This window comes from Vibrio sp. 10N.286.49.B3 (assembly GCF_002873395.1).
GTDB lineage: Bacteria > Pseudomonadota > Gammaproteobacteria > Enterobacterales > Vibrionaceae > Vibrio.
This window is the reverse complement of record NZ_MCUV01000006.1, coordinates 58,547-69,696: the sequence shown is the minus strand read 5'-3', so window position 1 is coordinate 69,696 and position 11,150 is coordinate 58,547. Positions and strand designations below refer to the sequence as shown.

Here is an 11,150-nt window from a genome sequence, read left to right as displayed (position 1 = left end):
GGACATCGCCAGGCTCAAATTTATTTTCACTTTTATAAAGTGAGAACAAAACTAGATAAAGCACTTAAATAAGACTTTATTTAGGAAAAACTGTGGAGGGATGGCTGAGTGGTCGAAAGCACCGGTCTTGAAAACCGGCAACCGTTAATAGCGGTTCTAGGGTTCAAATCCCTATCCCTCCACCACATCGATACGAAAGGGGGAACTGAGAAATCAGTTCCCCCTTTTGTTTTTGTTACTAACTGTACTACCCCAAGTATAGGTGCGCTCATCTGGAGCTTTTTTTCTTCGCTATACACCACTACTTTATCTATTGTGGCTAATAGAAGTTGCTTGACTACTTCTCTATCACCTGTGTTGATGAGCTCTTTTAATCTATCGACGAATCTATCGATTGTATTGTCGCTAAATTTCAACACAGGAATTTCCTGATATTTTCTCAGTTTTGTTATTTGTGATTTAATACTCTCTATTTCAGACTGCTTTTCATTTATATAGTTATTTAAAATTCCAGAATTAGATAAATCCCCATCCATTATCTTGTCTAAGAACTCTTTAACACCTACCTCTAACTGATGTTTCTTTTTATTTAACGAAGACATTGAATGACCATTATCTTCGATTCTTTTTCTTGATATTTTATTTAGCTTATCTTTACACGTTAAGATAGATTTCTTTGTTAGTATTTTACTTGATAATATATCAATAACCTTACTTTCAAGGTTATCTTTTGGAATATAACTTGAACGACACAAGCTAGTGCTCTTGTTTATCTTATTATGACAAGCATAATATTTATATTTACCGCTCTTACCGGAAATAATAACCAAGTTTGAATTGCAACATCCACATTTTAATATACCTGTTAAAAGGCTTTTAGATTGGTAAGATTTAGATGTTCGATTGCTTAACTCTCTTGTTTGCAACCCTTTCTTTACCAAATCAAATAACTCCTTATTAATTATTTCAGGAATTCTGACGATGATTTCTTGGATCTCACCTAACTTACCAGACTTAGAGTTGAATATGAACTCTCCATAATATGCTCGGTTGTTTAACATTTTACTAATAGCTTGAGTTGTCCATTTCCTTCCCCGCTTTGAGATACACTTTTCATTTAAATGAGATGCGATATTTTTAACTCCATATGGTTTTCCATTTACCCCTTTAAGAGATAAATTAAAAATATCTTCTACAATCTTCGCTTCATCAGGTTCAATAGCTAGCTTTTTCTTTTTTGTAGTCGTGGAACCTTCGACACTTATTGACTTGTAACCAAAAGGGACAGGTCCGCCAGTAAAGAAACCTTTCCTTGCAGTATCAGCTAAGCGATGACGGACAGTTCTAGCTGTTTGTCGACTATTCTGTTCATCGATCAAACCAACAAATGCTAGCATGAGTGCATTTGAATCAGGGTCATCTGGTAATGCTTCAGAAGTAGATAATAAGCTGATATTTTTGTCTTTCAGTTGTTTTACTCCTTGCTGCTGCCCAAGAAGTGTTCTACTGAATCTGGATAGTGAATATACTACTACTGCACCTATCGTTATCTGTTCGTTTTTTATATCCTGAAGAAGATTTGTGAATTGTTTGCGAACGACACCGCTATAAGCACTTACTCCTTCATCAACATACCATTTGACGACTTCATGCCCTTTATCTTTAGCCCATGACTTAATAGATAAGCGTTGGCCATCAAGTGAATCACCGTCTGTTACTTGGGATTGACTAGAAACTCTAATATAAGCTGCAACCTTCATGTTAAGTCCTTATTATTTTTCTTCTTTACGTTATTAATATTAAGCTCTTCAAATAGTTTGTATACAGCCTCTGTAGGTATGACTTTTATTTTCGATGTGAACACTTCGAAATATATTTTTCCTACCTTATCTTTAATTACCATAATTTCACCATATCAACACGAAACATAGAACTAATTAAATTAATACACTAACACCTTATCTTGTCAATTAATAATCGTGTACCTTAAACACTATGAGCACATAAGTTCCCATGTATTGATAATGCCACGAGTAAAATATAATAAATACTAATTCAATAGCTTAGGTTTTTTATTTAAATAACGTTGTGGCATTATCACTAAATAATTTAAAAAAAGACAAGAATATTTGAATAAAAAAACATGATGCATATATCAATAGGATCTAAACCTGAGTCTTTTATAGGTATTTATTCTAATAAGAGTAAGCGTGCCATGAACACCGAATTCTAATCCTTCAGCACGAAGAATAAGATCAACTCTCCAACCCAAAGGAGAGTTGAAATGGCAAAACGACGTACCAACCTAGAATGGCAATCACTGTTTGAGCAATATGAAAGCAGCAGTGTTACCCAACGCGCTTTTTGTGAAGAGCATGGGCTGAGTTTATCCACGTTCTTTGCCAAACGGCGTCAACTCCAAACAGCAAGCCAATCGGAATCTGTCGGATTTGTTAAAGCCGAAATCGTTGAAAAGACAACCAAGTATCAGGCCCAGATAGCTACGGCGAACATGACACTTCTCATCAATGATGTGGAGCTGAGCATTCCTCAAGGCACGCCAGCCACCTATCTTGCTGAACTCATTGGAGCGTTGTCATGAAAGGTATGCTCAGCGCTTCAGACATTTACCTTTATCGTGAAAGCGTCGATTTTAGAAAGTCCATCAACGGCCTTGCAGCGATTATCGAAAATGATACTGACTTGCCTCTTGGCAGCGGTGCGCTGTTCCTGTTTACCAATAAACAGCGCGATAAGATTAAAGTGTTGTACTGGGATAAAACAGGCTTCGCCCTCTGGTATAAACGCCTTGAAAAAGCCAAGTATAAGTGGCCTTCAAAAGAGAAAAATCAGGTGTTTACCCTCACTCAATTTGAGCTTGACAGACTGCTTTCAGGCTTCACAATTATCGGCCACGAACCCATCAAAATAAACGATTTTACAATGAGTTAATCGAGAATAAAGCCTTATTCTCCAAGCGTTAACGGCACGATTTTAGTATAATCAATGCTATGAAAAAGACGCCAAATATCGACCCAGAAAGCCAAGATGTTGCCGAGCTACAAGCGATGGTAGCTGCTCTGATGTCGGAGAAAAATGAGTGGAAACAAGAGCGCCAATCGCTGCTTGAACAACTCAAACTCGCCTTCGACCGTCAGTTCGCGAAACGCTCGGAGGCATTAAAGCCTTACGATGAATCACAAGGTGACCTCTTCAACGAAGCGGAATGTGAAGCCGTTAAAGAAGACGAGGTTGAGGTGACAACCACGACCACAACGAAAAAGCGCGGTAAACGTAAACCTCTGCCTAAGACCTTGCCTCGTGAGGTTATCGAACTTGATGTAGACGACCATGAAAAGCAGTGCGCTTGCTGCAATCATAGCCTGCATAAAATCGGGGAAGACCGCAGCGAGAAGCTAGAGTTCACGCCAGCGGTACTCAAAGTGTTGGAATATGTTCGTCCTAAGTACGCTTGCCGCCAGTGCGAGAAAACAGGCGACAGCAGCCGAATCGTTCAGAAGCCATCCCCTCAGAGCCTCATCCCTAAAAGCTTCGCCACAGAAAGTTTGCTGACCAACATCATTCTTGGAAAATACCAATACGCGATGCCACTTTATCGTCAAGAATCGCTGTTTAACCAGTCGGGTATCGAGCTATCACGTACCACCATGGCTAGGTGGGTCATCCAAGTCAGTGAGAAGTTCGCCCCGCTGTATGCCGCCTTGAAAGAGCACCTACTTCAACAAGTGGTGGTTCAAGCGGATGAAACGCCGCTCAATGTGCTCAAAGAAGAGAAGAAGTGTTATATGTGGCTCTACTGCTCAGGCGCTGACTCACCCGAATCGGCACTGCCGAATGTGAAAAATATTGCCTTGTACAACTATCAAAACAGTCGCGCGAGGGCGTGTCCCGTGGACTTTTTAGGTGACTACAACGGTTATCTACAAACCGATGGCTACGCGGCTTATGATGGTCTGCATCACGTCACCAAGGTAGGGTGCTTAGCGCATGCTCGTCGCAAGTTCATGGATGCGAAGAAGCTTCAAGGGAAAGGTAAATCAGGCAAGGCTGATAAGGCGCTGGCTAAAATCCAAAAACTCTACGGGATAGAATCACGCTTAAAAGGTGCGCCTGCCGAAGAGCGAAAAGCAGAGCGTCAAGCGTATGCCAAGCCGATACTGGATGAGCTTTACCAATGGATGACAACCCAGAAGGTGATAGGCTCTAGCCCACTAGGTAAAGCGATAAAGTACACGCTCGGGCAATGGCCAAAGCTCATTCGTTATATCGACGATGGTCACTTATCTATCGATAATAATCGCGCTGAACGCGCAATTAAACCACTGGTCATTGGCAGAAAAAATTGGCTGTTCTCTAACACACCAAATGTTGCTGAGGCGAGCGCGATGCTTTACAGCATCATCGAGACCGCGAAAGCCAACGGTCTTATCCTCTACGACTATATGGTCAAGTGCATGAAAGAGCTCGCGAAAGCAGAGCCTGATATCGACGCACTCCTACCTTGGAACTTCAAACACTGACAAGTCGCCCCGTGGGTTCATGGGGCGGATACGCTTTAAATCTGCTGACGGAAGAAATCAGCTTCAAAGCAGGGATCAAAAGAAAGCAGAAAAAAGCGAACCGCAATAACGCTTACCTTTCGCAAGTCCTTGCAGGGCAAGGGGCTTCGTAATCTTGCCCTGAGTTCTGCTGTAGTTCGTTACATCCAAAATAATTTACTTGCTTCATCCCTTGTATAACTCATTGGCATAGGTGCTTAGTGTGGTGAGAGTTACCATTAGCTATTACGATTGCGTGGTACTGATAACCAACTACATTTTTGTAGTTATTAAGAATTGGCATTAATTTTTTACAGTTACTACTAAATTTTTCCTTTAATTGCTTATAATCGTAATAAGAAAATTGGTCTCCTTCTTTTAAGTACATAGTGGTTGTTTCTTTGATAATACCCTTTTCAAAAGTTACCATCACTGTAGCTGCTGCACCTATTTGTTTAATAATCATTTGCTCAAACTGCTGGGTTGTTTCTTGTGTCCATACTTCAGCTTTAGCAGCAACTCCGAAGGTCATTAGAGATAGAAATAAAGTGGATATTGCAATTTTTAACGGTCTCACCTTTAACATTCCTTTACTTACTTTTAATTAAGCCAATAAAACGTATCGCCAACATGTTATCTGCTAAATTACGACGAAATAAAAAGATCAGGCATTTTTCAAGCACGACTGAAAACTTCTGCTCTGCCGACCATTTCATTGTGTAAAACGTGGATTCCATATATGACACGGGGGATCGTTTGATTTTAGAGAAGGTCGTGCTTCGAAGTTGAATTCGGCAATTATTCATATAGTTAGGCTCATGATAGCTAAGAATAGTAGCCAAAATATCATTGGGTACTTGACCTTATTGTAAAATGCCGACATTCCAGCAGAAGACATGCCAACAAGATCATCAATTGATGCTTTAGCTAAATCTTTAGCTTGTTCCTTAGCATTTTTTATCCAATTGAACAGGATCTCATCATTGAATGTATAAGTGCTTTCAGCAGTAGAACTAGAGTGAGATTTGAATGCTTGGTAACGCTCGTACTCTTTGTCATACCTAGCTCTAGCATCACTATCTGTAAGTATCAAACGAGCTTCATTGATTATGCGCATTTTCTCATGCGCTTCACTAGATCGGTTCTTATCAGGATGCCACTTGAAAGCTTCTTTTTTGTATGCCTTTTTGAGCTCTTTTATAGATGCATCATGCTTAACACCGAGTACCTCGTAATAATTATGCATTAGCTTTCTTTATTAAGAGCTAGCTCAGTCGATTCTTTGTCAGACTTACCTTTGTACTTATAGATAGCAAAGATAGCAGCACCAACACCTGCATACATGATCGTGGAAGGTAAAGCACCTAAAGCCCCTGCTTTGACAAAAATATTAACCATTCCACCAACCATCATGCAACACCAAATTAAAATAGCCTTAATGGCAATTCGAACAACTTTTCTCATATTATAGCCCTACTAAAATTGGCAGTATTCTCTATAGGTACTTTTATGTCAAATCAATTAATCAGTTACAGGTTCAAGATTTACAGTCTTATTGAGACAGGCACTATTGTCCACTTTCTTCTTATAGCTTCCTGTAAGCTTGCATGAGTATGCAAGCATGGTTCTGGGTTCGATATGTTAAAGAATGGAAGAGAATGGGAGTTTCCGTGCAGCGCCGTTCTGGTGTCTGCCATAACTTCACGTATTGCAAACCCAGCAGCGTAACCCGTTGCTGATTAATCTTACTAACTGGAAATGGGGCACTTTTGTGTTATGAAGTGCCGACCATGAAGGTTCTGGACAGAAGTGCGTTGCAGTTATTAAATGGGGAAGTGCTTTTCCTCATACTCTTCAACCATTGCCGCTAGCCTTTCTAGCTCTTCACCTTCAGGAGTGCTAGGTTCGGCCACATCAAACAGTGATTCAATTCGCTTCAACGCGGCCTTGTAATCACTTTCAGAGATTTCAAGGCCTAACTCATCCAATGTTACCTCGGCTAGATCATCACTATGCGCAGTATGGGGTGTCATCCCCTCCAGCAGTTCTTTTTCAGACAACCGTTTTTTGCTCATAGTACGCCTTTCCATTCAAAATGAGATTAGATTATTTATAGCATACTGAGTTATTCGTTATAGCGTAAGGGGGTTGTCCTGAAATGAAATGGGGCAAAGGCTAGTTACAACAGTAGCTGAAACGTCTCTGGACAAAAACGTTTTAGGTGTACTGCTCTAAACCGTTTCGTTCAGATTAGAAAAAGTCCTTGAAACCTTAAACGCTTGTTATGCGATTGGACACTTTTTCAGAGATCTAGCAAAGTAAAACTCTTTTGCACTTTCGATACTTTGCTTATTTACTGCTGCAACATCAGAGTAATTAAGGAAACTGTCTGGAGTATTAGCTGCAAACGTAAACTTAGGAGAGATAGGCATTAAAAAAAGATCATGATAGCTGTCCGCACATAAGAATTGACCTTTGCTTGCTTGGAGCAAGCCCCACTTTACATCTTTAAAGTCGAGCATGTGTTGGTCGATTCCAGATTGGATTAGATGCCCCGTCAATTGTCTCGCTGGAATTTCACCCTCTGAATTCACAAATCCTGCACGCTTAACCTCAATGATTTCCTGTTGCTCCTTAGTTAAACGAAGGCCGGGCACACCACTAAGTTTTGCGTTTGACAAACGATTTAGATGAGCCTGATGACGTAAACGCCATAAGACAAAATATTTAGATATTGCATGGTGGTTTCTTTCTTTTGAAATACCAAGGTTATCGATTTGCTCATGATAACCATGCTCAATATCTACCATGTAACCACGCTCAGCACGCTCATCCCAATTGCGCTTAGTACAAAATATTTTCGCTCGCTTGTTCCGAGGGAAGGTTAGAGAAGTTGACTTCTCAAATACTTCAACATTGTCGGTATGGTTATAAAATTTACCTATTGAATGCGCTGTATGAAAATGCTGTTCAATTGTAATTCCTAGTGGATTTCTCTTTCTAGGTCTTTCGTATTCCATGGTTCCCCCTTGAATCGCATAACGCTTTATAGACGGACTTTTTCCGTCTATGTTGCTGCTATTTGTTATGAAACTCAAATGTTATCAATCTGTTGTGTGAACTTGTGTATATTTACAGGGGTGAATTACGGAAAAACTCCGTATATGAGACTAAAGTACGGATTAGATTAACTTGGTCTTTTGATGTAATGGCTAGATCGTCCACTCATTTGGTCTGAGAAGCTTTGGGGCAAAGACGTGTTTGCCGAGATCGGCGTCAGCACGTCTTTGGACAGAACCAAGTTGGGCTTGCCCGACAGAATCTACCCTTCGAATAACTTTTGATATCACAAAACGCACTCAGCCACCGCATTCTGTTGTGACTGACGTTAACGGAATTGGACAAAACCTTTCATCTGCACCCTATCGGCCATTGTGACTTTTTGCGGTAGTTTTTATAAATCATGCCATCCCCCTACTACCCCTTACCCACAAACATGCTAGCAACTTATAACCCCATGTATCAAAGACTCCCGATCTGACTGTTATGTTCCTAGGTTTTTGTTGGGGTATGAAGTACGAATGAAAAATTTGATATGCGCAAATGAAATATGCATGATGCTGATATACAATATACACCTTATAAATTCCACTGCTTGGAGCTGGACACGTACAATGGCCGAAACCTCAAACATCGCAAAGATGGCTGAAAAGATATCAGAAGACATATTTAAATGGTTCAAGTGGGAGCATGTGCCGATCAAAGATTTGAACTTCACTTGTCACAAAGGAAAGGAGCATTCAAGCAGCTCCAAAGACAAGAAAACTCACCCTGTAGATACAATTTTTAAATATAAAGATCCTTACAAAGGACGTGAGGTGATTTTTAACACTGACCTTAAAAGCTATAAAAAAGGGTCAATAACCTCTTCAGCTCTGCGAGATGCTATTTGGTCAATGGCTCGAACTATAGATTGTGCTGATGGTAGTGAAGAATGGCGAAAACGTTACGCCTTGAGTTCTAAAAACTACGAAATTCGTGGGCTTCTTTTCGTTTATAACCATGATGGTGAGTACCAAAATAATTTTCTTGACCTTTTTAAACCTAAAATAGGAAAAGAAGGAAAGTTAACTGGTGGAATAAATATTGGTAATGTTCCTCTAAGAGAAGGGCAGCAGTTACATGTAATAGAGCCTTTGCTGATTCAGTACATGAGAACCATAATTTCAGATATGGATAAGCTACATAGAGAAGGATCGTTTCCAGAAAAAAGCTATTCTTTTTATTATCCAGATCTTCTACTGCATAAGCTAAAAGGGGATACACAAAACCACCCAGCTACAATTGAACTCATCTCAGGGCCTTATATGATCATTAAGCATGATGATATTGTTAAATGGTGTGAGAGAACTAGTGCTCCCATTGTTCGATATGGTAAAGGCTATGTTATTTATTACAATCAGACAGGGAGTACATATTTAGAATTTATTTACCTATTTGATATGTTATCTAACCTTCAGATTCTAAGAACGAAGGAAAATAAAATTAGAATTCGAGTTGCTCATAAACAACCTTTTAGTGATATAAGAAGTAGCTTTCAGACAGCAGTTGAAATATATTCCCATAGTCTCGGCGGTGATGAGTTTAAAGCTGAGGTTTTGAAATCAATCGAGTTAGAAATCGTGGAACAAACTAAAGATATCTTTAGTACAAATGATATTGGGTGGGATCGATAATGGTTCAATCATCGCTGCATGCAGCAACAGATAAAGCTGTATTTGATGCTATTAATCAGCATAAAATAACAAAAGAAGAAATACTGAATATGTTCTTTTCTAGGGGCGTTATTGTTTCAAAGAAAACTGATAAAGATGAGTTGGCAAAAGAGTTTTCTTCGTTCTTTCATAGTTACCATGACTACGACAGCTTATCTTCAATTTTAGGCGTTAACAATAGAAAAGAAAAGTTAACCTCATATACGTTAGATACGTCCTTAAAAGTATCTGATGTTGAAAGCTCTATAAAAAAAATCAAAGAGAACATCGTAGAACAAGGAGCAACTGTAGAGCATAAGGTTAAAAAAGAAGGAAAGAAAATTGAGCTGGCTATAACTTATCAAGTTCTAAATTTGTCGAAGAATGACTTTCAACAAGTCAGTGTTAGAGATGCTGTCTTAACAATTGAAGAAACTGATAGTGGCTTAGATATTCAACATCCACAAAATAAAAAATTATCTGACATTAGTGATGAATTAATTGACGTACTGGAAAGTAAAGATAAGTTATTACAAAAAGATGAAATAGAATTGTCTGCTTTTGAAAAACCCGAAGATAGATGTCAATTTTTTGATTATCTAACAAAAGGAGTTGAAGGTTTTACTTGTAAAGATGTAACGGATACTTACGTATTTAACCCTAGTAAAAAGATTACCTCAGGACAAAAAAATGAGGTTCATATTACGAGTGCATCTTTGAAAGGCACTGGTGTTAACTTATCAGACGAACTGAAAAACTTGCATGAGCAAGGCTTCTATACTTGGAGGGTTATCTGGAAAGCAGTGAAGGAAAATAAAGATTCATCTGATTTGTATGTCTTCGAGGCTCAGTTTAGCGATGCTGAGGAATGTAAAGACTTCTCCTTCATTGTAAAAGGCTCATATAAGAGAAAGGATGAGGGTATAGTTGGGGACGTTTCAGGTCATAATGTTAATAGGACACCTATATCACTGATTGAAGAAGAGCAGCTAAATAAACTCATTAACAAATCAGCATGGAGTGCTATTGAGAAGCTATGTGCTACTGAAGGTGATGAAAATGACAATACAGCGAAGCAAGTGGTATCAGTTAAGAACTAAGCTCTCTATTTCGGACATTTCGGATAAGATCAGAGCTTACACATATGAACAATCAGACTCTTTTGGATTTGACTTGGTTAGCATTCGTGAATCAAGTATCTCAGTTAGATATTCTGAAAAGTTCATACATATAGATAGCTTTCTAAATGCTTATGGTGAAGATGTTACATCTGAGACAGTTAGATATAAGATTATAAACCTCTCTGTATCAATAATTGATGATGGTAAGTATCTAATACATCTTGAAAACTCACCACGATCTACTTTGGATTTATTTTATAATTTAGAGAAGGTTATTCAGTCTGATTTATCACTGAGTTTAATCTCTATTAATATTTTAGATTTTCTGGAATCCATTAAATATAGAGATGAATTTAAACAATTTAAAATTAAGAAGGCTGTTTTTTCAGGAATAACTATTACGCCAAAGTCTAGAGCAAAGATTGAAATCACCTCAAGCCAAAATGCATTGTTAGACTTTAAGAAAAAATATAACAATAGTAGTTTTATTATCGATAAAATAAATTGCCATTTTAGGTTTAATGGTGAGGAGGTAAGTTTAGAGTTGAGAAAAACAGGAACCATTTCTCACTCTAAAAAACTCCTTAGTGTTTTGAATGATGAGCTGTTAAAAATAGCTATAAACATGTAAATTTTTATGTAGGCTCTCGTCTCCCATTTCGGAGACGAGAACTATCGTTTGTAGTCTAACGCTTTCTCTACGGCGAGTGATAAAA

At 38.6% G+C, this 11,150-nt stretch carries 11 protein-coding genes, 1 tRNA gene and 1 pseudogene; 8 read left to right on the top strand and 5 right to left on the bottom strand.

Going from position 1 to position 11,150, the window contains the following annotated elements:
* The first annotated feature begins 94 nt into the window (after positions 1-94).
* The 5 genes and pseudogenes from BCU68_RS04565 to BCU68_RS17125 form a co-directional block, all read left to right on the top strand.
* Positions 95-185 (top strand) — tRNA-Ser (locus tag BCU68_RS04565).
* A gap of 2,099 nt (positions 186-2,284) precedes the next feature.
* Complete coding sequence (locus BCU68_RS04550) at positions 2,285-2,602, top strand: hypothetical protein (RefSeq protein ID WP_017068715.1); 318 nt, start codon at positions 2,285-2,287, stop codon at positions 2,600-2,602.
* Positions 2,599-2,952: an IS66 family insertion sequence element accessory protein TnpB gene (gene tnpB, locus BCU68_RS04545; protein ID WP_017062948.1), complete on the top strand. Its 354-nt coding sequence runs from the start codon at positions 2,599-2,601 to the stop codon at positions 2,950-2,952. The genes BCU68_RS04550 and tnpB overlap by 4 nt, the downstream gene beginning before the upstream one ends.
* A 59-nt stretch (positions 2,953-3,011) precedes the next feature.
* Positions 3,012-4,541: an IS66 family transposase gene (locus tag BCU68_RS04540; RefSeq protein ID WP_102563614.1), complete on the top strand. Its 1,530-nt coding sequence runs from the start codon at positions 3,012-3,014 to the stop codon at positions 4,539-4,541.
* 32 nt (positions 4,542-4,573) lie between these two features.
* Positions 4,574-4,693 (top strand): annotated as a pseudogene (locus tag BCU68_RS17125) (ISAs1 family transposase); the annotation flags it as partial.
* 68 nt (positions 4,694-4,761) lie between these two features.
* On the opposite strand, the gene BCU68_RS04530 reads toward BCU68_RS17125, so the two are convergent.
* The 5 genes from BCU68_RS04530 to BCU68_RS04515 all read right to left on the bottom strand — a co-directional run bounded on the left by BCU68_RS04530 (position 4,762) and on the right by BCU68_RS04515 (position 7,579).
* Complete coding sequence (locus BCU68_RS04530; RefSeq protein ID WP_102563613.1) at positions 4,762-5,136, bottom strand: hypothetical protein; 375 nt, start codon at positions 5,134-5,136, stop codon at positions 4,762-4,764.
* 225 nt (positions 5,137-5,361) lie between these two features.
* The gene (locus BCU68_RS04525; RefSeq protein WP_102563612.1) at positions 5,362-5,805 is read right to left on the bottom strand and encodes a DnaJ domain-containing protein; all 444 of its coding nucleotides are present in this window, start codon (positions 5,803-5,805) and stop codon (positions 5,362-5,364) included.
* Complete coding sequence (locus BCU68_RS16860) at positions 5,805-6,023, bottom strand: hypothetical protein (RefSeq protein ID WP_133126126.1); 219 nt, start codon at positions 6,021-6,023, stop codon at positions 5,805-5,807. The genes BCU68_RS04525 and BCU68_RS16860 overlap by 1 nt, the downstream gene beginning before the upstream one ends.
* Before the next feature lie 359 nt (positions 6,024-6,382).
* The gene (locus tag BCU68_RS04520; RefSeq protein WP_016797332.1) at positions 6,383-6,634 is read right to left on the bottom strand and encodes a hypothetical protein; all 252 of its coding nucleotides are present in this window, start codon (positions 6,632-6,634) and stop codon (positions 6,383-6,385) included.
* Positions 6,635-6,841: 207 nt separating this feature from the next.
* Positions 6,842-7,579 carry a hypothetical protein gene (locus tag BCU68_RS04515; protein ID WP_102563611.1) on the bottom strand — a complete coding sequence of 246 codons (738 nt, stop codon included), beginning with the start codon at positions 7,577-7,579 and terminating at the stop codon, positions 6,842-6,844.
* Between the two features lie 654 nt (positions 7,580-8,233).
* On the opposite strand from BCU68_RS04515, the gene BCU68_RS04510 reads away from it, so the two are divergent.
* From BCU68_RS04510 to BCU68_RS04500, 3 genes are read left to right on the top strand one after another with little or no spacing between them, the layout of a single operon-like run.
* Complete coding sequence (locus BCU68_RS04510; RefSeq protein ID WP_133126125.1) at positions 8,234-9,295, top strand: hypothetical protein; 1,062 nt, start codon at positions 8,234-8,236, stop codon at positions 9,293-9,295.
* Complete coding sequence (locus BCU68_RS04505) at positions 9,295-10,413, top strand: hypothetical protein (protein ID WP_102563609.1); 1,119 nt, start codon at positions 9,295-9,297, stop codon at positions 10,411-10,413. Before BCU68_RS04510 ends, BCU68_RS04505 begins: the two co-directional genes overlap by 1 nt.
* Positions 10,373-11,065 carry a hypothetical protein gene (locus BCU68_RS04500; protein WP_102563608.1) on the top strand — a complete coding sequence of 231 codons (693 nt, stop codon included), beginning with the start codon at positions 10,373-10,375 and terminating at the stop codon, positions 11,063-11,065. The genes BCU68_RS04505 and BCU68_RS04500 overlap by 41 nt, the downstream gene beginning before the upstream one ends.
* Positions 11,066-11,150: the final 85 nt, after the last annotated feature.

Bases quoted from the DNA above. Each gene is read 5' to 3' on its own strand.
- BCU68_RS04550 (WP_017068715.1), top strand. From the start codon at position 2,285: ATGGCAAAACGACGTACCAACCTAGAATGGCAATCACTGTTTGAGCAA.
- tnpB (WP_017062948.1), top strand. From the start codon at position 2,599: ATGAAAGGTATGCTCAGCGCTTCAGACATTTACCTTTATCGTGAAAGC.
- BCU68_RS04540 (WP_102563614.1), top strand. From the start codon at position 3,012: ATGAAAAAGACGCCAAATATCGACCCAGAAAGCCAAGATGTTGCCGAG.
- BCU68_RS04525 (WP_102563612.1), bottom strand. From the start codon at position 5,805: ATGCATAATTATTACGAGGTACTCGGTGTTAAGCATGATGCATCTATA.
- BCU68_RS16860 (WP_133126126.1), bottom strand. From the start codon at position 6,023: ATGAGAAAAGTTGTTCGAATTGCCATTAAGGCTATTTTAATTTGGTGT.
- BCU68_RS04520 (WP_016797332.1), bottom strand. From the start codon at position 6,634: ATGAGCAAAAAACGGTTGTCTGAAAAAGAACTGCTGGAGGGGATGACA.
- BCU68_RS04515 (WP_102563611.1), bottom strand. From the start codon at position 7,579: ATGGAATACGAAAGACCTAGAAAGAGAAATCCACTAGGAATTACAATT.
- BCU68_RS04510 (WP_133126125.1), top strand. From the start codon at position 8,234: ATGGCCGAAACCTCAAACATCGCAAAGATGGCTGAAAAGATATCAGAA.
- BCU68_RS04505 (WP_102563609.1), top strand. From the start codon at position 9,295: ATGGTTCAATCATCGCTGCATGCAGCAACAGATAAAGCTGTATTTGAT.
- BCU68_RS04500 (WP_102563608.1), top strand. From the start codon at position 10,373: ATGACAATACAGCGAAGCAAGTGGTATCAGTTAAGAACTAAGCTCTCT.